Here is a 19871-nt window from a genome sequence, read left to right as displayed (position 1 = left end):
AACGAGTAACAAATCGGGTCTAGCTTTCTTCGCAGTCGCACATCGTCACGCACTCCGGAGGAATCTCGATGGAATACACTCTTGCCCGCAACGCAGCCGAAGACCTGACGAAAGGTCTTGGCCGACGCGGATTCATGAGGGCAGTCGCTGCCCTCGGTGCGGGCGTAGGAGTTGCCGGTGTGGCTTCGGGATGCGCGCACTCGAACGCGTCACCGGCTGGATCGTCCTCCTCTGCACTACCGTTCGCCGATGGCATTCCGATTCTGCAACCGGGCAGCGGAAACGTCAGTGGCGATCACTATCTGAGTTCGGATCCGTCGGACGTCATGTGGGGTTATGTGCCCAGCATCCACACCCGCGAGGTGATGCGGATGAAGTCGGGCCAGACCGTCACGATCGACGCCCTCTCGCACGAGGGAATTCTCGAGGATCAAGGGCGCAATCCTCTCGAATACTTCGGTAGCAAAGGCGTTTCCGAGAAGGACGTGCTCGAGGATGCGATTGCCGTTGCGGCCGAATACAACCGAACCGAACGAAACTTCGACAAGGACGGACCGCACGTCGTCACCGGCCCGGTCTTCGTCGAAGGCGCCCAGCCTGGAGACGTACTCAAGATCGAGACTCTCGAAGCCATTCCCCGCGTGCCGTACGGCGTTGTGTCGAGCAGACACGGCAAGGGCGCTCTCGCCGTCACAGCAGACGGAACCGTTCCAGCGGGAATCACTCTGGACGAAGTCATGCCGCCGGTCGCCACAGACGGGCGCGCAACAAAGGACCCGTTGAAGTACGGCGGTGTTTCCACTTTCACGGCGATCGAAGACGGCAAGGGCGTGATGCCTTTCGGACAGTCGAAGGTGCGGTTTCCCCTGCGGCCCTTCATGGGAATGATGGGAGTTGCCTATTCCTCGGATGCCGACCCGACATCCCCGTCGTCGAACTCCATTCCTCCGACGCTGGGCGGCGGAAACATCGACATCAGGCATCTCGGTGTTGGATCAACCTTCTATTTGCCGGTCTTTGCCGAAGGCGCCCTGTTCTACGTCGGTGACCCCCACATGGCGATGGGAGACGGTGAGGCAGCGTTGACCGCGATGGAAGGATCGCTGCGCGGCACGTTCCGACTCAGCGTGTGTAAGAAGGATTCCGGTGACGCTCCATCGGTGGCTTTCGGATACCCGTTCGCTGAGACCGAGGAGGCCTGGATTCCGATCGGCCTGTCCGACCCCAACGGTTCGGTCGATGGGCAGAACAGTGACCTCAACGGCGCCATGCGGCGCGCGGTGGTCAACGCGCTCGACTTCCTCGAGCATGATCGCGGAATGGATCGAGCGACGGCCTACGCCTATCTTTCTGCCGCAGCCGATTTCACGGTCTCGCAGGTAGTCGATCGAACCGTGGGCGTCCACGGACAGATCGTCAAATCCCACTTCGAATAGCGGGAAAGGCGATCCGTGTTATCAGGACGGATCGTCGAAGAGGCTCTGTTGCAAGGGATCGGCAAACAAGCCCATCTGCTCAGGTTGCGGCTTTGCCGGCGTCTCGGTCCGAGAATTGGGCAGGACCACCAGTCGCAAAGCCCCGCGCAGACGGTCGACCATGAGTTCCCACCCGCCGACCTGATCCTCGTAGCCCGCCGCCTCTTCGGCGTCCCCGCGACTGTGGGCGTCCACAGCCTGACTACGCAGCTGAATCTGCCATTCGTTGCTGATGTGGAGGAGCTGAAGAATCAGATCGCGATCACGACCGCAGACATCGGCTACCGCGTCGAGATCCTCGGCCACATCCAGATCGAGGTGCAGCAGGGTCTCGAGTTCGGGAGGCAGGTCCTCGGCTGTCAGATCGGGCTGTAGAGAGGAGGAATCACCGCTCTTGTTCGCGAAGAAGAGGTCTCCGCCGACGCGTGCGGCGAACTCGTCGTCCACGGTACGCAGGAACGACGTCAGGGCGGCGCACGTATCGGTGAGTTGCTTGGGAACGAATGGCGAACCCGCCACCTCGAGGAACACCGACAGACGGTCGTCGATCAAGACGAACTTGATGCGCGACCACTTGCGGTTGAGATCGGCGATGACCTCGGCTGCACGGGTGCGGTTGCTGATGTCCTGAACGAGCGGCGAGAACAACTGCACGTCCATGGACTCGGAAAGTGGACCGACGAACATGACAGTCGAACCGACACGAATGGGTATGTCGCCGTCGCTGTCTCGCTCGGGAAGAGTGCCGAGCATGGGAAGCAAAGCGAGAGTGACCAACTCCTTGAGATGGTCGATGTCGTTGGGCATGTAGGCCGCGGTGGGGTCGAGGGTCGGAAGTTCTGTCGACTCGACGACCGACGGATCGAAATCCGGAGTCTGCTCGTTGCCGGTGAGATCGCTGGATAGAAAAGCCGGGTGGTGCACACCGAACACATCACGGAATGCAGCGACAGTCATCGCTGCGAGCTGATCGGCCCAGTTCTGCGCCTTGTCGACGCAGAAGGCGGGGGAGTTGTTCGGATCCTCCAGATTCTCGGAAGGCGGATTCCAGCCGAGTGCGATCAACTTTTGTTCGTCGGCATCTTCGAGTCGATAGCGCGGATGAAGGAAGTCGTTGGAAGGAACCTCGCAGCGGACTGTGTTCTCGTCCCACACGAGGAACTGAACGCATGGCGCTGCGCCGTCAGCTGGATCGAAGTCGCCGGTGGACGATTCCACGGCAAGCACGTCGCCGTCGACCATGATGGAAATGTGATCGCCGAGGCGACGTTGAAATTCTGCCCACGCCCGGTCGACACTGACATCGAGATCGAAGCCCATTGCGCTCATCAGCCACCTCCTTCCGCAAAAGCTCAGACCTATACGGTATCGCGAGGCTCCGACAATGCTGCTGTCCTTTTCCGGTCGACCGGATTGCAGCGGACCACGAACCGTGACGGCGAGGAAGGTAGTCGCAGGTAGATCGGTTATTCGAGAGCGGCGACTGAAGTGTGCCTGTAACCGCCGTCACGCCAGGCGGTGTGCGGGCGAAAGAGCGAGGGTTATCCGGCGAGAACGGGCGAGACCTCGACGACGGGCGGCGTGGACCCGGTCGTGACAACGGGGTGGTGCTGGTCTTGGTGGTTGTGGCCGTCGCGGTCGGTGACGAGGTCGCGGTAGCCGACGCAGTTGTGGTGGATGAGACGGGTGTTGTCGTACTGGTGGCCGTCGTAGTCGAGGTGGCGGAGCTCGTGCTTGTCGCGGTCACCACAAGCGGCTGATTGCGAGGAGCGGTCGTCTCGTCGGCGATTCGCCAGGTCGGCGTCGGCGGGATGACAACCGTGGGGACTGCAACCGAGCTGTAGAACGCGGCCGGTTCGATCCCGGCGACGGACTCCACGGAAACCGACGAGACCAGAGTGGGAGGCTTCACCACAGGGCCGCCGGCACCGAATGCGCCGGCTGCTCCGCCGAAAACGAGGCCTGATGTCAGAGAAAGAGCGGCCACTGCGACAGCGCCGATCATGACTGTTCTGTCTTTCATGCACACCTGTCCTTCGGGAGCAGTACGGAAGTACTGTAGGCGAAAAGATGCCGCAATGGAGTATCAGGGTCTGCTGGGCGGGACGCGAATCTGTGTGGCGTAGAACACAAAAGGCCCTGGGTGCCGACGCGGACGTCGGCACCCAGGGCCAGGTCAAGCAGTGAATCAGGCGGGGATCGTCAGTACCTGACCGGCGTTGATGAGATCCGGGTTCGGGATGCCGTTTGCATCCGCGATGCGCTGGTACTGGTTGCCGTCACCGTAGAAACGCTCTGCGATCGCCCACAGGGTGTCGCCGCTTTCGACGGTGTAGCTCTGCGCTGCCGGAGCGGCGGGGGCAGGCTCGGGCTCGGGTGCCGGAGCGGGCTCCGGGGCAGCCTCGGCGGCCGGCGCTGCGATTGCAGTGTCCGAAGACCACAGAGCATTTCCGCCGGCGGACAGAACGACGTTGCGATCGTCCTGAACCGAGAGGGAGGCACCGTCGTTGCCTGCGGTCTGCGATGCCCACACGGCGTCGGAGTCCTTGTAGATGACGAAGTTTCCGTCAGCCTGCACCTCGGCGCGGTTGGCGCCGGATCCGTTGGTGCCTGCGGCCCAAACAGCCTGTCCGCCCTCGGACAGAACCAGGTTGCCGTCGTCCTGCAAGGTGAGGGTGTATGCGCCGTTGTCGGACTTGAGTTCCTGGCCGACTCCGAGGCTCTGACCTGACTGCAGTGTGCTCACGCTGTCCCTTTCCAAATCTGTTGCGATGACTGTGCCTCCACGATTCCGCTTTACCGTCCAGTTACCTTCTGGCCGTTGGTCTCGTAGGCGACCGAGTGTACGTTACCGAAGAGTACAGAGAATTGTGCAGCGTTGACGGATTGCGTGTCGAGCGTTCGGATCTTGCTGATATTAAGGCGTTTTGGGCGAACGCGCCGCGACATCCTACGCGAAGTTGCACCGTTGCGATGCACTTTCTCTTGAACGGCAGGTGAAATCGGCGCGCTCTCAGCGCATTGTCAGTAACCGCTAGGGCTGTAGCGACTTGCGAGTCTCGTCGTGGAGTACGGCAAGCAGCTCACGCTCGACGTCGGCGAACTCGGGCGAGGTGATCATGTCCAGTTCGCGTGGCCTCGGCAAGGGAACGTCGACGACGCACCTGACCGTTGCCGGCCTCGCCGACAGAACGACCACGCGATCGGACAGATAGATCGCTTCACGAATATCGTGGGTGATCATCAGCACGGTCCACCGGTACTGCTGCCACACGTCTTGTAGCCAGGCCTGCATCTCGGTGCGGGTCAACGAGTCCAGTGCGCCGAACGGCTCGTCGAGCAGCAGGACAGGTTTGCCCTGAACAACGGTGCGCAGCATCGCCGCTCGCTGGCGCATGCCGCCGGACAGTTGTGACGGCCGGGCGTCCTCGAATCCGGACAGTCCGAACGCCGGGAACAACTCGCGAGCGCGCTCGCGTGCTTCCTTCTTGCCGACTCCCTGCACTTCCAAACCGAGGGCCGTGTTGTCCAATACCGAACGCCAAGGGAACAGAAGATCCTTCTGCGGCATGTACGCGGTATGCACCTCGGTGGCTGGTTCGGATTCCGTTGCGCGCGTGCCCACACGGACCGAACCCGCGGTCGGGGATTCGAGCCCGGCCAGGACGTTGAAGATCGTGCTCTTGCCGCAGCCGCTCGGCCCGATCACCGACACGAATTCGCCCGCGTCGGCGCCAAAGGACACCGAATCGAGCACGAGACGCGATTCTCCGGCCGTGTCGAACCTCTTGGTCAGGTCCTGGATTTCGACCATTGCATCCTCGACCATCGGGTCAGTCATGTCCGCGACCTTTCGTTCATCGCCCATGGTGCAACGATGCGCTCGATGGCGAACGTCAGCAAGTACAGCGTGACGCTGATCAACGCGGTCACCAGTACGGCCGCCAACACCAGGTCGGTGCGGAAGGAGTTCTTCTGGGTGCTCATGTAGATACCCAAACCGGAAGTAGCGCCGACGTATTCGGAGAACACCGCACCCACGACCGCATACGTGATGCCGATGCGCAGGGCAGTGAAGAATCGCGGAATTGCCGAAGGAAGGCGAACGTATCGGAACTCCTGCCAGCGAGTGCTGCCCATACTGCGCAGGAGAGCGCCCGCTTCCCGGTCGGCCGCGGCAAATCCCTCGATGAGTCCGATGGTCATGGGGAAGAACGTCGCAAGGGCGATCACCAACACCTTCGGCAACAACCCGAAGCCGAACCAGATGATCATCAGCGGCGCGATGGCGATGATCGGCAGCGTCTGCGAGACGACGAAAAGTGGTACCAGCGCGCGTGACAACCACGGCGAAAAGTCCACGACCACGGCAAGAATCCAGGCCAACACCAATGAAACAGTGAAGCCGACCAACGTGACCTGCAATGTCGACCAGGCGTGGCCGGAGATGATCTCGCGGTTGTCCCACCCCTGGGACAGAACGCGCCCCGGAGACGGAAGTACTTGCGGCCGAATCCCACTGATCTCGACGTAGATCTGCCACGCCGCCACGAGGAGCACCACCACGGCGAGCGCGGGAAGCGCCCGCCGCATGGTCGAGACCAACCGTTCGCTCACGTCAGGACGCGTCGAGATACTCATTGGTGAAGTACTCCGACCAGTCCGGCTTCTGGGTCAACGGCTTCCCGTCGGGTCCGGCGAGCAATCCGTTCTCGAAGAGGAATCCCGAGTAGCCCGACCAGGTTTCGAGATTCTGGGCGCCCACAACGCCGTTGGCGTCTTTCATGTAGTCGGCGGCGAGCATCCGCTGACTCTCACGCACGAGGTCTTCGTCGGTGAATGCTCCGGGGTTCGCGTCGATGAGATCCTGCGCGGCCTGGTCCGGGTTGTCGGCAGCAGTCTGATATCCGCGTTGAACGGCTTTGACGAACTTGCGTGCCTCGTCGGGATGGTCCTTCAACCACTGCTGGTTGCCGTTGATCACGATCGAATATGCATCGGGGAAGCCGTAATCGGTGTACTGGAAGTACCGCATCGGAGTTCCGTTTCGCTCCGCTTCGAGGCCTTCCCACGCAAAGTAGGAGACGGTGAAGTCTGCCTGGCCCGAGTACACGGCTTCGTACGCGGAAGTTCCGAGCGTGACCGTCGTGAAGTTCCCGGTCCCGCCGTCGTTGCGGATGATCTGCTGCAGCGTTTCGACTTCGCCGGGATCACCGAACCCGGCGTACGTCTTCCCGTCGAGATCACGTGGGCGCGTGATGTCCGCACGATCCGCCTTCACGCCGATGCCGGTGGCGCGGTGCTGAAGTGGCGCGATGACGGACGTCGTGGCGGCGCCGGCTGCACGGGCGAACGTGGCCTGACTCTGTGTGCTGATGCCGAACTCCGCATTGCCGGCATCGACCAGGGTGTCGGGCGAGGTGTTGTTGTACGGCAGGATCGAGACGTCCAGGCCGGCGTCCTCGAAGTAGCCCTCTTGGAGTGCTACGTACAAACCGGTGTGGTTCGTGTTCGGTGTCCAGTCGAGTGCGAACCGAATGGTCCCGTCGGAAGAGCCGGTGTCAGAGGCGCATCCGGTCAGAACTGTGAACGCGGCTGCGATCGCGGCAGACGTGGCAAGCGTGCGGCGCAGCGCCGCAAACGACATCACGACGCCGGCCAAGGCTGCTGGTGGAGTGCGGAATCCCAGAACATCAGCTCATAGCGGCTGGCGATGCGGAATGCTTCACTCATCGCCTCACGCTCTGCCTCGGTGGCAGCTTCGGCCGCAGCATCGACCAGTACGCGGGCCTGCGCCACCGACTCGTGGAATTCGGGTGCGTCGTAGGTCGTGACCCACTGTGCGTACGGATGCGACGGATCGGCGTCGAGTACCTCGCGCGCTGAAGCGGCAAGATCGCGGCCGACCTCGGCGTAGATCCAGAAGCAGGGGAGTACTGCCGCTGCGGAGACCGGGTAAGGCGCAGTTGCTGCAGTCGCCGTCAGATACGAGACGTATCCCAGGCAGGCCTGCGAATGCTCGAGCCTTCCCGATCCCGCTGGAAGAATTCCACCGGTGAGAAGTCCGTCGTGAAGCGCAGATTCCACTGTCGCTGCCGTGGACGCGGAATTCGACCAGAAGCCCGCGGACTGCGGATCCGGGGCATGGGCCGCGACCAGGGACAACGCTTTCGAATACCCCTCGAGATAAAGCTTGTCTTGCTCGATGTACGTGCGGAACGCGTCGAGAGGCAATGTTCCGTCGCCGAGGCGGCGGAGGAACTCCAGTGAGTCGATCGACTCGCGGAGGGCCTTCGTCTCGGCCCAGAGTCGATCTGTGAACCGATCCGTCGACGGCGCTGTGGCCACCGAGTTTTCGGCAGAATTGTATGCAGGCTGCGTAGTAGCCATGACATCCCTTCGTCAGCATTACCTGATCAGGTTCCCGGGTGTGTTCTCAGCCCCGCCCATGCGGAGCACCCCGTGTCAGAACTAGGCGACCTTAACACCGAGGGGTTGCGTACTCGGCGCACACCCGTCCGAGATTGGTAGGTTTGGTCTTGATTGCCACACGCGCGGGTCGGGAGGGGATTCAGACATGGAGACCGACGTTCGACCAAATCTCGGCGAGGACGGAACTCTGGTGATCCGGGCGCGAGGCGGAGAAGCCCGCGGGTATCCGGATGGCGGTGTATTCGCGTGGAAAGGCATGCCCTACGCAGCGGCGCCGGTGGGTGAGCGGAGGTTCCGAGCGCCACAACCCGCACAGCCGTGGGACGGGGTGCGCGACTGTCGTGAGTTCGGGCCGATCGCGCCGCAAGGCCAGAGTCCGGCGGTTCCGATCGATCGGGCCTTCAAAATCGACGAGGACTGCCTGTCGATCAACGTCTGGGCCCCGCGACCCGACGGCACGCCGCGACCGGTGATGGTGTGGATTCACGGCGGCGCCTACTGCCTCGGATCCGCCGCCCAAACGATCTACGACGGCCGTCATCTGGCTGAAACCGGCGACGTCGTTCTCGTCTCCTTCAACTATCGCGTCGGCGCACTCGGATTCCTGGACCTGTCTGCATTCTCCACCGCGGATACTGTTTTCGAATCGAACTGTGGTCTGCGAGACCAGATTGCGGCACTCGAATGGGTTCGAGACAACATCGACGCCTTCGGTGGTGACCCGAGTGCGGTGACCGTGTTCGGTGAGTCCTCCGGCGCAGGATCCATCACGACGCTCATGACCTGTCCGAGCGCCGAAGGCCTGTTCCATCGTGCGATTGCCCAGAGTCCGCCCGCGACCTCCGTCTACGGGGCCGAGCGCGCCAAGACCGTGGCGGAGCGGTTTCTCGAACTGCTCTCGATCGACCCCGAAGACGCAGGCGATCTGCTGACCACGGATCTGGAACTGCTCGTCAAGGCAAGCGATGATTTGGTCAACGAAATTCCGACCCGGATTCCGGGAACTTTGGCGATGGCACCCGTTGTCGATCGCGATCTGGTGCCGCACTACCCGGTTGCGGCTTTCCAGAAGGGTTACGCGCACCGAATCCCACTGATCATCGGTTCCAACAAGGACGAGGCGTCGATCTTCAAGTTCATGAAGTCTCCGCTGATGCCGGTGAGTGCGCAGTCCGTCGAGGCAATGCTCCAATTACTGGCCGACGATCACCCCGACATCTCCGCGACCAAACTTGCCGAGATCATGTCGGCTTACCCTGACCATGCGAAACCGAGTGGCGCGCTGGCACTGTCACGGGACGCTGCGTTTCGCATGCCGACCCTCTGGATCGCAGACGCGCACTGCAGGCATTCCCCTACATGGGTCTACCGCTTCGATCACGCGACGCCGATGCTCAAGGCGGCGCGGATCGGCGCGGGCCACGCGACCGAATTACCTTATGTATTCGGCAATTTCGGAACCCTGAACGTCGACCCCACGTTTTGGCTCGGCGGTCGGAAGGCCGCGATGGAGGTGGCCGGCCGTATCCAACGGCGATGGTTGGCCTTCGCCAGGCATGCCGTGCCGGCGGCCCTCGACGGCTCGAAGCACTGGGCGCCGTACGAGGAAGAGAAGCGGTCGACGCTGTTGATCGACTCCGCCGACACCCTCGTCAGCGACCCCGATCACGGATTGCGCGTCGCCTGGGGCAACGACGTGATGGGGTTCAACTGACGTCGGTCGAGTGCCGCGGACGATCCAGTTCGCGAAGCACCGGCAGAGAGGCACAGACTGCGGCGATCAGGATGATCGGAATCGACAGGGCCACAAAGGTCGACGCGATTCCGAGTTGATCGAGCAGCGGGCCGACCGCGAGGTAGCCGAGCGGGCCGGCGGCGTAGGCCGTCGACGTCATGACACCGACGACGCGTCCACGCATGTGCTCCGGGCTGTGCGTCTGCATGGCGTAGTTGGCGATCGGGCCGACTGGTCCGTAGACGAGGCCCTGCAGTCCGGCAAGTACGAGGATCACCCACAGTGGAGGTAGGAGCGCCATGGCCAGCATCGCTATGCCGAGAACGGCGACGGCAAAAATCATGATCAGCCGCCGGGACATGATCGGCGCCAGTGGGGCGTACGCGAGAGAGCCGATGATGCCGCCGATCGCCAAGGCCATCAACACCGATCCGAGTTGGGCCGGTTGATCCAACTCTGTGAAGTACACCGGGAATACGACACTCTCCACAGGCATGTAGAGCGCGACGACTGCCATGTCGATCAGCGCCAGGGTGCGCAGCAGTTTGTTGTTCCAGACGAACCGAAGACCGTCGAGTGTGCCGTGCCAGATCGATTTCGGACGGTGTTCGTGTTCGGGCACTCCGGCGCCGGGAAGCCGGATGAAGGCGACCACGACTATCGAGAACACAAAACCTGCCGCCGTGACCCAGAGCGTGTTCACCGCTCCGATCGTTGCGATGAGGACACCGCCGATGCCAGGGCCGATCAGATACGCGACGTTGAAGTTGGCCTCGTACACACTGTTGGTTCGATCGAGCTTCCACTTGGCGGTCCGAGTCGCTGCAGGCAGCATGGACTCCCTCGCCGCCATTCCGGCGGGGTCGAACACGGCGCCGAGTGCGGCCAACGCCGCGATCACCGGGATCGTCAAGCCCGCGGTGGCCGCGATGATCGGAATCGCTGCAACGGACATCGCAGAGAGAGCGTCGGAAATCATCGACGTTCGACGGCGTCCGAACTTGTCGACGAATGTCCCCGAAAACAGGCTCGACACGAGTAGCGGAATGGCTGCTGCGCCGGCAACTATCGCCGCGTCGGTAGCCTTACCGGTTCGTTCGAGAACCAGCCAGGGGAGCACGACGATGGCGATACCGTTGCCGATCGCCGAGAACAGCGTCGCGAGATTGACCAGTACGAGAGGGAGATAGCTGGGGATAGCTACGTCCGTGGACGCAGGTGGACGCCGATCTGCTGAGGCGACCACGTTCTTTCCTTCCCCGAGATGGTGCCGCCCAGGATTTCGACGACGGCACCATCGACGCTAGCAGCGGGGTCTGCAGGTTCGCGACTGGTTTTTCGCCGGCCGTTCTCGTTCGGTTATGCCTGGTAGACGGGGTTCTCCGCAACAAACTTCTCGACGTACGAGCACGTCGGAAGGATCTTCAATCCCTCGTTCCGGGTCTGATCGAGCGCTTCACGCACCACGATGGCGGCAAGCCCGCGCCCACGAAACTGCGGATAGGTCACCGTGTGGTGGAAATCACGGACGCCGGAATGGTCCGAGTACTCGGCGAAACCGGCGAGTTCGCCGTCGACTCGGATCTCGAAACGCGTTTCCGCGGGATTGTGCGCCACTGTCTCGGTCATCTTCGGGCTCCGTTTCGAAAGGGCGGCCGGTTGCGCCGCGCCGCGTCTACGTTCTCTGGAGCACGCTACCTGGCAGGCCGTCCGCAATATCGGTTGCCGACGTGGGATCCGTTACTTAGCGCAACTACAACTGGACGACCGTTCAAGGGACCTTCGTCGCCATGGAGAACGAACAAAACTGGTCTGTACGTGCCGATTTGCCCGTACTTTTGTGCCCACAACGGGTGATACATATGCATCACGATCGTAACTATCCCAATATGTGGGACCGGTCACAAAGTTTTTTGTCGTCTGTTCGGATGGATTAAGTGGAGGGCCTGAAACGGGCAAATTGCAGGTCAGCGGCGCGCTGGTTGCGTGTCGATGATGGGTGCGAGTGGCCGGAAACCCCAGGGGTATTGCGTTGGTCATCAGATCGTTTCTCGGACGTGATCCCAAAGACCCGCTCGGGGGGTTAGCGTTTGAATCGTCGGGGATAGAAGAAGCGTTACAACTTCGCCAAAAAAACTTTGGCGTCGCTGCTCAACGGTTCGATTTCGAGTCTTCGTCGGACAACTTCGAGGAAGGAACGCACATGATTTTCGGGCAGCGTGAGTCGAACAGTTACTTTGCCGCAATTTTTTCGTACGACTTCCTTGACGAAGGTCTGGGATACGAGACCATCGCACGGATTCACCGAGGCGAGATCTGCGAATGGATTCGTGATCTCGAGGCTTCCGGGTTGTTCTCGGCTGCGGAAGTCCATGCCGCTGAACTGGCATGGCGCGAAAATCCACGCCTGCTCCTCGACGCCCTTCTCGAGGACGCTGACGAGGTCTCTGTCAAGCGCTGGGAGATCGCGTGGACGAGGCTCGAGCGTCAGTCGCCGGCAGCCGGAACCGCGGTGGCAGAGCACGGCTGATCCGGTCGGGCCGAGTCGACTGCTCAGTCTGCGTCAAGATCAACCGTCTGCGTTACATCAACGGTCGACGAGTATCACCTCGTGATCTGTAAGCACGGTGAATTGCGCGCCCGCCGTGGTCAGGGTCGCAACCGTCCGCGCAGTCACCTGTGGATCTTCGAGTAGCGAATCGCCGCCGTGCGGCACTATCGCGAAGTCGATCAGCGCGAGCCCGGACCAGATCGGGTCGATACCGCACGTTGGCATGACTTCAGCGGGGTCGTCCGACGCGTCCAGCCCGATCAGAGTCGGAGTCGCCAGGCACGCTCCGGCGCTGTATCCCGCATAGGCCACGACGCCTGAACGAACCAGCATCTCGATGACCCTGTCAGCGCCACTTCGAGCTAGCTGAGCTCGCAGGACGAACGTGTTTCCGCCGCGAACCCACAGGCAGTCGAATTCGCGGAGCCGGAGTTCCAGCGCTTCCGATGCACCCAGGAAGTCTCGGACATCCACTTCCTCTGCGGTGAAGCCCGCTGCCCGTAGCGGAGTCAATTCGCTGGTGACTGCTGAACTGCGGGCATTGGCGGGCCACGAATCTGCAGCCGCGGCGATGACCGCGATGCGAGCGCCACGGCCTACGAGATCGACAAAAGCCTCGCGGTGGTCGCCGAATCGGTAGGACGAGAGAAACAGTTTCACTTCTCAGTACCTTCGCGACCTACCCACCCAGCCCTCAAATCGTGAACGCCAGATTGTCGACGACGCGTGTGCCCACCGTGGTGTCACCGCGAAGCGAGATGTCGGTTCGGTGATCCGAAGCGTGGACGCGGCCACCGGCAATTCGGGTGAAGAGTGGTGAGCTCATCGAGATGGTTGTGGTCGCCGGACCGTCCAGCTCCGGGACGAGTGTTGCTCGCGCGTCGACCGAGACGTGAAGTGAACGGGCAAGTGGCCCTTCGAGTTCGAAAGTGATCCGTGCTCCCTCTGGCGCCTTTCCTCGTTTTCCGACGACGAATCCGAGCGCGCTGGTGATTTCGCCGAATGCAGTCTCCGCGCGCAATCCGCCTTCCTCACCCGGAATGCCAACTGCATCTCTGATGTCGAGTTCGTGCATCCAACAGTCGAAGGTCCGAATACGCATGAACCGGCCATAGGGCGCAAGACCGACCGGTGTTTGTGTCTCGGCGTCCCAGTCCGCGCTGGTCATCGAGCGCAGCGCTTCGGTTCGTTCGGCGGTGATCTCGCGATATCGGGTCAGCAGGTCCGAGTGCGGTGTCCGCCGCAGGCCTTCGACCCAGCGCTCGTTGAACGCCGCAATCTCGTTGTGGACGTGGGGCAATGCGTGCACGTCCAGATTGATCGACGGCGGATTGATGCCCGAGAGCAGTGATTCCGTACCGATCAGATGGGACACGATGTCGTGAACCGTCCACCCCGGAAGGTTCGACGGTGCCAACCACTGATCGCCGTCGAGTTCGGCCAGCAGTGCGTCGATGACTCTCCATTCCTCGGTCAATGCGTCGACTACTGAGTCCTGGGGCCAACCACTCATGTGGACATCTCCTGTTTCGGACGGTGCGGTTCTCCTCACTGTATGTCCCGGCGGATAAGTGAGCGGGCATTCCCATGCTTCGAGTCGGTGTCGTCAAACCTCCGAGGGAGGCAGAGTTCCTGTGGTAGACCAGGATTGTCGACGCCGAAGCAGGCTCACGCGGCGTTGTCGTCACCGACAGAGGAGTCTTCGTGTTTCCAGGAAATTTTGTCCAGTCCACGCCGGACAAGCCCGCCGTCATTCGCCCTGCGACGGGTGAGTCCATCACCTATCGGGAACTCGACGAACGGTCGACGCAGTTGGCGCGATACTTCCGAAGTGTCGGTGCCAAGCCTGGGGACCACGTCGCTCTCATCTCGAACAACGATCTCCGGGCGTTCGAGGTGTACTGGGCAGCGTTGAGATCCGGCCTCTACATCACCGCGGTGAACTGGCATCTCACGGCTTCGGAGGCTGCCTACATCGTCGACGACTGCGAGGCGACAATTCTGGTGGCGTCGGGGCAGGCGTCCGCAGCAGTTCCGTTGGACGAGAAGCTGATTCCACGCGTGCGGCACCGATTGGTGTACGGCGGCGCCCTCGAGGGCTTCGACGACTACGAAGAAGCGGTCGATGCGCAGTCCACTGCTCCACTCGACTCGCAGCCGCGTGGGGCTGACATGCTGTATTCGTCGGGAACCACCGGCAGGCCGAAGGGGATCAAAGGAGATCTCCCGGAGGGTGAGGTGAACACCACCATGGATCCGTACACCGCGGTGTTCGCACCGATGTACGGGTTCGATTCCGACACAGTCTATTTGTGCCCGGCTCCGGTCTATCACGCGGCGCCCCTGCGTTTTTGCGGCGTGATCAATTCGGTCGGCGGAACCGTGATCTTGATGGATGCATTCGAAGCCGAAACCGCGCTGGAGTTGATCGGTAAATACGCTGTGACGCACAGTCAGTGGGTACCGACGATGTTCGTTCGAATGTTGAAACTTCCGAAGGAGACCCGTGATCGTTACGACGTCTCGACGGTGAAGGTCGCCATTCACGCTGCTGCTCCCTGCCCGCCCGAAGTGAAGACGGCAATGATCGACTGGTGGGGGCCGGTGATCTACGAGTACTACGCCTCGACCGAGGGTTCGGGCGCTACCTTCATCAACAGTGAGCAGGCCTTGTCGCATCCGGGTTCCGTCGGGCGTGACGGAGTGATGGGGATCGTGCACATCTGTGACGACGCCGGGCGCGATCTTCCGGTCGGCGAGATCGGTACCGTGTTCTGGGAGCGGGAGACTTTGCCGTTCCGGTACCACAATGATCCCGAGAAAACGGCTGCCGCGCAGCATCCGGATCATCCGACGTGGACGACGAGTGGAGATATCGGCTATATCGACTCCGAGCGTTTCCTTTATCTGACCGACCGCGCCGCGTTCACGATTATCTCCGGTGGTGTGAATATCTACCCACAGGAGTCCGAGAACATCCTTACTTTGCACCCGAAGGTGTTCGACGTGGCGGTCATCGGTGTTCCCGACGAGGAAATGGGTGAGCAGGTCAAGGCGGTTGTCCAACTAGCGGAGGGAATCGAGCCTGGTGCCCATGTCGCCGAGGAATTGCTGGAATACGTTCGCAGTCAGGTCGCACATTTCAAAGCTCCGAGAAGCATTGACTTTGCCGACGAATTGCCTAGGACCGCTACAGGAAAGCTCGTCAAGCACAAGTTGCGGTCTCAATATGTGAGCAATTGATGCTCTAGTGAAATACTAGGACATCAGAGTAATTCTGCGAGATAGTCGGCAAGGACCTGCGCGTGACTGCATGGCAGGTCCTTGCTTGCTGTCAGTAGAACAACGGGTCGAGCATCCGAGGCCGGTGCGAGGCGTACTGCAGGTTTTCACGTTTGAGGCCGCGTGGCCGGAGTCGGTCTACGCGGAGTCGGACGGCGTTACATTCGGAAGCTGGTTCGTAAACTCGCTCGACGGTGATTATTCGGCGCGTCATTCTGATGCCTTTACGTCTTTCGGCCGTTTCAAATAGTGGAATAGTCCGCCATTCCGGTGTGATCGGCCTCACAGTAGGCTTCTTCAGGTATGTCCAAACATACTGTTCGGACTCGATTCAGATGGAGAAAGTGCGTCGTCGGTTTCCCTACGCCGCGTTAACTCTGGCTACTATCAGTCACCATTCACCCAAAAGCGGGTCATCTTCCGCTCATCACATGCTGGTTGCCGCTCGTCGCAGCAGGCGAACCACCAACCGCAGAAGGTAATGGAAAATGGAAACATCGAAGAGCGCACAAGTGCGTCCGTCGGTCGGCGTCCCTCGAGAATCGAGTGATGGTGAGCGTCGGGTCGCATTGGTGCCGAAAATTGTGTCCGCTTTGATCGGCAAGGGTGTCGACGTGGTCGTCGAGTCCGGGGCCGGTCTCGGGGCGTTGATTCCCGACGAGTTGTACACCGCTGCCGGCGCGAAGATCGGCGATCCGTGGACTGCTGACGTGGTGGTCAAGGTTGCGCCTCCGTCGACAGAAGAGATCGCCCGGATCAGTACCGGCGCGAAGCTCATCGGTTTCCTGAATCCGCGTAATGCGGACAACCGCATCGCCGAGTTGAAGGCCGCCGGCATCGAGGGATACGCCGTGGAGGCGATTCCTCGTATCTCCCGCGCGCAGGTGATGGACGCGTTGTCCTCGCAGGCGAACGTGTCCGGGTACAAGGCTGTTCTGTTGGCAGCATCGGAGTCGACGCGGTTCTTCCCGATGCTCACCACCGCTGCGGGCACGGTGAAGCCTGCGACGGTTCTGGTCCTCGGAGTGGGTGTGGCAGGTCTGCAGGCGCTGGCGACAGCCAAGCGTCTCGGTGGCCGCGCTACCGGGTACGACGTGCGTCCTGAGGTCGCCGACCAGGTGCGTTCGGTGGGTGCACAGTGGCTCGACCTCGGAATCGATGCGGCGGGCGAGGGTGGATACGCCCGCGAGTTGACCGACGACGAGCGAGCGAAGCAGCAGCAAGCACTCGAAGATGCGATCAAGGGCTTCGACGTTGTGATCACCACAGCTCTGGTTCCGGGTCGTCCCGCGCCGCGCCTGGTGACCGCTGCCGCGGTCGAAGGCATGAAGCCGGGCAGTGTCGTGGTCGACCTCGCGGGTGAAACCGGTGGTAACTGCGAGCTGACCGAGCCGGGTCAAACCGTCGTCAAGCACGGCGTGACCATCTGCTCTCCGCTGAATTTGCCGGCGTCCATGCCGGAGCATGCGTCCGAGTTGTACTCGAAGAACATTTCCGCGCTGATCGAACTCATGTTGGTGGAAGGTGCCTTGGCGCCTGATTTCTCCGACGAGGTTCTGGCCGGTGCGTGCGTCACCCGTGAAGAGAAGGGCGCCTGATGTACACATCACTTCTGGCGAACATCGCGATCCTGGTGTTGTCCGGGTTCGTCGGTTTCGCTGTGATCTCCAAAGTTCCGAACACCCTGCACACCCCGTTGATGTCCGGTACGAACGCCATCCACGGCATCGTCGTCCTGGGTGCGTTGGTCGTCCTGGGCAAGGTGCACGATCCCTCGATCGGGTTGCAGATCATCTTGTTCGTCGCGCTCGTCTTCGGAACCGTGAACGTTGTCGGTGGTTTTGTGGTCACGGACCGCATGTTGGCGATGTTCAAGGCCAAGCCGGCCGCCAAGTCTGTGTCGAAGGATGGTGACCAGTAATGGAATACCTGGTCAATGCGCTCTACATTGTCGCGTTCTCGATGTTCATCTACGGCCTCATGGGTCTTACCGGCCCGAAGACCGCAGTCCGCGGCAACCAGATCGCCGCGGTCGGCATGCTCATCGCCGTCGTTGCCACTCTGATCTCCATTCGTGATGCGGAGATGGGGAACTGGATCCTCATCGCTGCCGGCCTTGTCATCGGTGTCGTGCTCGGCGTTCCGCCGGCGCTCCGGACGAAGATGACGGCCATGCCGCAGTTGGTGGCACTGTTCAACGGTGTCGGCGGCGGCACGGTCGCGTTGATCGCGTACGCGGAGTTCCTGGACTCGGACGGTTTCACCGCTTTCCAGCACGGCGAGTCGCCGACGGTGCACATCGTCATCGCTTCGCTCTTTGCCGCGGTGATCGGATCGATCTCCTTCTGGGGCAGCGTGATCGCGTTCCTGAAGCTGCAGGAAACTCTGCCTGGTCGTCCGATCGGAATCGGTAAGCTCCAGCAGCCGCTCAATGCTCTGCTGCTCATTGCCGCCGTCGCGTTCTCGGTGATCATCGGTATCAAGGCGATCTCACCGGAAGGCCCGACCAGCTCACTGTGGATCGTCGGCGTGCTCGTGCTCTCGGGCATCCTCGGACTGATGGTCGTGCTGCCCATCGGCGGCGCGGACATGCCCGTCGTCATCTCGCTGCTCAACGCTCTGACCGGTTTGTCAGCTGCTGCTGCAGGTTTGGCGCTCAACAACCAGGCGATGATCGTCGCCGGCATGATCGTCGGTGCTTCGGGCACCATCTTGACCAACCTCATGGCCAAGGCCATGAACCGGTCCATCCCGGCCATCGTTGCCGGCGGCTTCGGTGGTGGTGGCGGTGAAGCCGCATCCTCCGACGGCGTCGTGCGCACGGCAAAGGCGACCTCGGCCGCCGACGCGGCTATCCAGATGGCCTACGCCAACCAGGTCATCGTCGTACCCGGATACGGACTTGCCGTCGCGCAGGCTCAGCACGCGGTCAAGGACATGGCGAAATTGCTCGAGTCGAAGGGTGTCGAGGTCAAGTACGCCATTCACCCGGTCGCCGGCCGTATGCCCGGTCACATGAACGTTCTTCTCGCAGAGGCGGATGTCTCGTACGACGCGATGAAGGAAATGGACGACATCAACGACGAGTTCTCTCGTACCGATGTCACCTTGGTGATCGGTGCGAACGACGTCACCAACCCGGCGGCGCGCAACGATCCGAGCTCACCGATTCACGGAATGCCGATCCTCAACGTCGACCAGTCGAAGTCCGTCATCGTGCTCAAGCGCTCGATGAACTCCGGTTTCGCCGGTATCGAGAACCCGCTCTTCTTCGCCGAGGGCACTTCGATGCTCTTCGGTGACGCCAAGAAGTCGGTCTCCGAAGTAACCGAGGAACTCAAGGCGCTCTAGCGCTGGTACTCGGAAGGGGCGTCCACTCGCAGCTGCGAGTGGACGCCTTTTTCGTGGCCGTGTGTTGCAAAGATGTCGTGTGTTGCAACGACTTCTTGTGCTGAAACGACTTCTTGTGCTGAAACGACAAAGGCGCCTGCTCCGAGACGAAACTCGGAACAGGCGCCTCTGGCGACGTTTTACGGAACCTCGGGGGTTTCGGGGTCGGAAGAGAAGCCGGAAAGTAGTTCGATCAACTTCTGGATCAGTTCGAGCGGGTTCAGATCTTCGAGGCTCACGGTAAAGACTCCTTCGCTGTGGAACTACTTGATTCGGACATTTCAGAACATACGTCATGTCCAACCGTGGCGGGAGAGCTATCGGCGAAAATCTCTGAATCCCAAAGATTTAGGACTAAAGTCGGATGCTCCGGTGCCTGGAGAACGCGATGGCTGCCGTATCTGGGCGCAGCTCTTCACGTTTCGCGGCGATGGGCGATCGTGCCATCAAAATGGCTGCGGCACAGGCCCATACCAGGGTGATCAGAATGCCAGCTATCACTCCGAAAAGGCCGCTCAGCTCGGCGGCGAGCGCGCTGGCACCGATCGCAGCAACTCCGACGAATCCGAGCCCGGCGACCACCGGACGCCACTGCGGGGCGGAGATCAAGATCGCCGAGCAGTACAGCGCGGTCGCCGCTGCGACGTGACCGCTGGGCAATAGGTCCTGGGGAACATCGGGGAGCCAGGAACCGAATGCCGCGTTGGTGAGATTGGCGCCCATTCCGAGGAGCAGGATCGCGCCGATGCCGTATGGCAGTCCGCGGACCATCGAGACGACGGCCAGAGCGGTAGTGGCTGCGAGTACAGCGGTGACGTCGAATCGGCCTACCGTCCACTCGGCAAGTGCGCGCACCTGTTCCGGGACGCTCAAACCGGGCGAGGTGGGTCGCACGAAATACAAGACGCCCAGCGCTACGACGGCGATCGCGGCAAGGACGAGGAAGCGAGTGGTTGTGGAGGGAGCGGGGTGCTGGGTGGAGGTCGAGACGGTCACGAGTACCAGC

The 19871-nt window shown here is 61.5% G+C and carries 19 protein-coding genes and 1 riboswitch; of the genes, 8 read left to right on the top strand and 11 right to left on the bottom strand.

Annotated features, from left to right (window positions below; translation table 11 throughout):
• The first annotated feature begins 68 nt into the window (after positions 1–68).
• The gene (locus EHW12_RS19855; RefSeq protein WP_125051532.1) at positions 69–1436 is read left to right on the top strand and encodes an acetamidase/formamidase family protein; all 1368 of its coding nucleotides are present in this window, start codon (positions 69–71) and stop codon (positions 1434–1436) included.
• Between the two features lie 21 nt (positions 1437–1457).
• Here the strand turns inward: EHW12_RS19855 and EHW12_RS19850 are convergent, their stop codons facing one another.
• Entirely contained in the window at positions 1458–2804 is a 1347-nt protein-coding gene (locus EHW12_RS19850; RefSeq protein ID WP_003941353.1) for a hypothetical protein, read from the bottom strand.
• A 161-nt stretch (positions 2805–2965) separates the two neighbouring features.
• Here EHW12_RS19850 and EHW12_RS34990 point away from each other — a divergent pair, with 161 nt between their 5' ends.
• On the top strand, positions 2966–3235 hold the full coding sequence (locus EHW12_RS34990) for a hypothetical protein (RefSeq protein WP_206434750.1): 270 nt from the start codon (positions 2966–2968) through the stop codon (positions 3233–3235).
• Positions 3236–3663: 428 nt separating this feature from the next.
• Here the strand turns inward: EHW12_RS34990 and EHW12_RS19840 are convergent, their stop codons facing one another.
• From EHW12_RS19840 to EHW12_RS19820, 5 genes are all read right to left on the bottom strand, one after another.
• Positions 3664–4221, bottom strand: coding sequence for a LysM peptidoglycan-binding domain-containing protein (locus EHW12_RS19840; protein ID WP_003941373.1), 558 nt, complete (start codon positions 4219–4221; stop codon positions 3664–3666).
• A gap of 288 nt (positions 4222–4509) precedes the next feature.
• Positions 4510–5304 (bottom strand): ABC transporter ATP-binding protein, encoded by a 795-nt coding sequence (locus tag EHW12_RS19835; RefSeq protein ID WP_064113009.1) that lies wholly within the window; start codon positions 5302–5304, stop codon positions 4510–4512.
• An 8-nt stretch (positions 5305–5312) separates the two neighbouring features.
• Positions 5313–6116: an ABC transporter permease gene (locus EHW12_RS19830; protein ID WP_064113004.1), complete on the bottom strand. Its 804-nt coding sequence runs from the start codon at positions 6114–6116 to the stop codon at positions 5313–5315.
• A complete protein-coding gene (locus EHW12_RS19825; RefSeq protein ID WP_030536827.1) occupies positions 6094–7122 on the bottom strand; it encodes an ABC transporter substrate-binding protein in 1029 nt (342 codons plus the stop codon). The genes EHW12_RS19830 and EHW12_RS19825 overlap by 23 nt, the downstream gene beginning before the upstream one ends.
• Complete coding sequence (locus tag EHW12_RS19820) at positions 7122–7865, bottom strand: TenA family protein (RefSeq protein WP_064113006.1); 744 nt, start codon at positions 7863–7865, stop codon at positions 7122–7124. Before EHW12_RS19820 ends, EHW12_RS19825 begins: the two co-directional genes overlap by 1 nt.
• Positions 7853–7948: riboswitch (TPP riboswitch) on the bottom strand. (Overlaps the previous gene by 13 nt.)
• A gap of 104 nt (positions 7949–8052) precedes the next feature.
• On the opposite strand from EHW12_RS19820, the gene EHW12_RS19815 reads away from it, so the two are divergent.
• Positions 8053–9621 (top strand): carboxylesterase/lipase family protein, encoded by a 1569-nt coding sequence (locus EHW12_RS19815; protein WP_007726092.1) that lies wholly within the window; start codon positions 8053–8055, stop codon positions 9619–9621.
• Here EHW12_RS19815 and EHW12_RS19810 read toward each other — a convergent pair.
• Together EHW12_RS19810 and EHW12_RS19805 are read right to left on the bottom strand one after the other, a co-directional pair.
• Positions 9614–10840 carry an MFS transporter gene (locus tag EHW12_RS19810; RefSeq protein ID WP_039972654.1) on the bottom strand — a complete coding sequence of 409 codons (1227 nt, stop codon included), beginning with the start codon at positions 10838–10840 and terminating at the stop codon, positions 9614–9616. The two genes, EHW12_RS19815 and EHW12_RS19810, sit on opposite strands and share 8 nt — an antisense overlap.
• Positions 10841–11001: 161 nt before the next feature.
• On the bottom strand, positions 11002–11271 hold the full coding sequence (locus tag EHW12_RS19805; RefSeq protein WP_007726096.1) for a GNAT family N-acetyltransferase: 270 nt from the start codon (positions 11269–11271) through the stop codon (positions 11002–11004).
• A gap of 574 nt (positions 11272–11845) precedes the next feature.
• Between EHW12_RS19805 and EHW12_RS19800 the strand changes: the two genes are divergently transcribed.
• A complete protein-coding gene (locus EHW12_RS19800) occupies positions 11846–12172 on the top strand; it encodes a hypothetical protein (protein WP_003941297.1) in 327 nt (108 codons plus the stop codon).
• A gap of 57 nt (positions 12173–12229) precedes the next feature.
• On the opposite strand, the gene EHW12_RS19795 is transcribed toward EHW12_RS19800, so the two are convergent.
• Both EHW12_RS19795 and EHW12_RS19790 read right to left on the bottom strand, forming a co-directional pair.
• Complete coding sequence (locus EHW12_RS19795; protein WP_050657071.1) at positions 12230–12853, bottom strand: Type 1 glutamine amidotransferase-like domain-containing protein; 624 nt, start codon at positions 12851–12853, stop codon at positions 12230–12232.
• A gap of 34 nt (positions 12854–12887) precedes the next feature.
• Complete coding sequence (locus tag EHW12_RS19790; protein WP_003941328.1) at positions 12888–13706, bottom strand: maleylpyruvate isomerase family mycothiol-dependent enzyme; 819 nt, start codon at positions 13704–13706, stop codon at positions 12888–12890.
• A gap of 191 nt (positions 13707–13897) precedes the next feature.
• On the opposite strand from EHW12_RS19790, the gene EHW12_RS19785 reads away from it, so the two are divergent.
• The 4 genes from EHW12_RS19785 (at position 13898) to EHW12_RS19765 (ending at position 18826) form a co-directional block, all read left to right on the top strand.
• Positions 13898–15436, top strand: coding sequence for an AMP-binding protein (locus tag EHW12_RS19785; RefSeq protein ID WP_003941397.1), 1539 nt, complete (start codon positions 13898–13900; stop codon positions 15434–15436).
• 527 nt (positions 15437–15963) lie between these two features.
• Positions 15964–17073 carry a Re/Si-specific NAD(P)(+) transhydrogenase subunit alpha gene (locus tag EHW12_RS19775; RefSeq protein WP_003941381.1) on the top strand — a complete coding sequence of 370 codons (1110 nt, stop codon included), beginning with the start codon at positions 15964–15966 and terminating at the stop codon, positions 17071–17073.
• Positions 17073–17396: an NAD(P) transhydrogenase subunit alpha gene (locus EHW12_RS19770; protein ID WP_003941319.1), complete on the top strand. Its 324-nt coding sequence runs from the start codon at positions 17073–17075 to the stop codon at positions 17394–17396. Before EHW12_RS19775 ends, EHW12_RS19770 begins: the two co-directional genes overlap by 1 nt.
• Positions 17396–18826: an NAD(P)(+) transhydrogenase (Re/Si-specific) subunit beta gene (locus EHW12_RS19765; protein WP_003941368.1), complete on the top strand. Its 1431-nt coding sequence runs from the start codon at positions 17396–17398 to the stop codon at positions 18824–18826. The genes EHW12_RS19770 and EHW12_RS19765 overlap by 1 nt, the downstream gene beginning before the upstream one ends.
• A gap of 393 nt (positions 18827–19219) precedes the next feature.
• Here the strand turns inward: EHW12_RS19765 and EHW12_RS19760 are convergent, their stop codons facing one another.
• Positions 19220–19861: a hypothetical protein gene (locus tag EHW12_RS19760; protein ID WP_003941332.1), complete on the bottom strand. Its 642-nt coding sequence runs from the start codon at positions 19859–19861 to the stop codon at positions 19220–19222.
• Between the last annotated feature and the right edge of the window lie 10 nt (positions 19862–19871).

It is taken from the genome of Rhodococcus sp. NJ-530 (assembly GCF_003860625.1).
Lineage (GTDB): Bacteria > Actinomycetota > Actinomycetes > Mycobacteriales > Mycobacteriaceae > Rhodococcus_F > Rhodococcus_F qingshengii.
This window is presented reverse-complemented; position numbering and strand designations above follow the sequence as displayed.

What these genes read in the sequence shown, in the direction of transcription:
- EHW12_RS19855 (WP_125051532.1), top strand. Translation starts at nt 69, where the DNA reads ATGGAATACACTCTTGCCCGCAACGCAGCCGAAGACCTGACGAAAGGT.
- EHW12_RS19850 (WP_003941353.1), bottom strand. Translation starts at nt 2,804, where the DNA reads ATGAGCGCAATGGGCTTCGATCTCGATGTCAGTGTCGACCGGGCGTGG.
- EHW12_RS19835 (WP_064113009.1), bottom strand. Translation starts at nt 5,304, where the DNA reads ATGGTCGAGGATGCAATGGTCGAAATCCAGGACCTGACCAAGAGGTTC.
- EHW12_RS19830 (WP_064113004.1), bottom strand. Translation starts at nt 6,116, where the DNA reads ATGAGTATCTCGACGCGTCCTGACGTGAGCGAACGGTTGGTCTCGACC.
- EHW12_RS19825 (WP_030536827.1), bottom strand. Translation starts at nt 7,122, where the DNA reads ATGTCGTTTGCGGCGCTGCGCCGCACGCTTGCCACGTCTGCCGCGATC.
- EHW12_RS19820 (WP_064113006.1), bottom strand. Translation starts at nt 7,865, where the DNA reads ATGGCTACTACGCAGCCTGCATACAATTCTGCCGAAAACTCGGTGGCC.
- EHW12_RS19815 (WP_007726092.1), top strand. Translation starts at nt 8,053, where the DNA reads ATGGAGACCGACGTTCGACCAAATCTCGGCGAGGACGGAACTCTGGTG.
- EHW12_RS19805 (WP_007726096.1), bottom strand. Translation starts at nt 11,271, where the DNA reads ATGACCGAGACAGTGGCGCACAATCCCGCGGAAACGCGTTTCGAGATC.
- EHW12_RS19800 (WP_003941297.1), top strand. Translation starts at nt 11,846, where the DNA reads ATGATTTTCGGGCAGCGTGAGTCGAACAGTTACTTTGCCGCAATTTTT.
- EHW12_RS19790 (WP_003941328.1), bottom strand. Translation starts at nt 13,706, where the DNA reads ATGAGTGGTTGGCCCCAGGACTCAGTAGTCGACGCATTGACCGAGGAA.
- EHW12_RS19775 (WP_003941381.1), top strand. Translation starts at nt 15,964, where the DNA reads ATGGAAACATCGAAGAGCGCACAAGTGCGTCCGTCGGTCGGCGTCCCT.
- EHW12_RS19770 (WP_003941319.1), top strand. Translation starts at nt 17,073, where the DNA reads ATGTACACATCACTTCTGGCGAACATCGCGATCCTGGTGTTGTCCGGG.
- EHW12_RS19765 (WP_003941368.1), top strand. Translation starts at nt 17,396, where the DNA reads ATGGAATACCTGGTCAATGCGCTCTACATTGTCGCGTTCTCGATGTTC.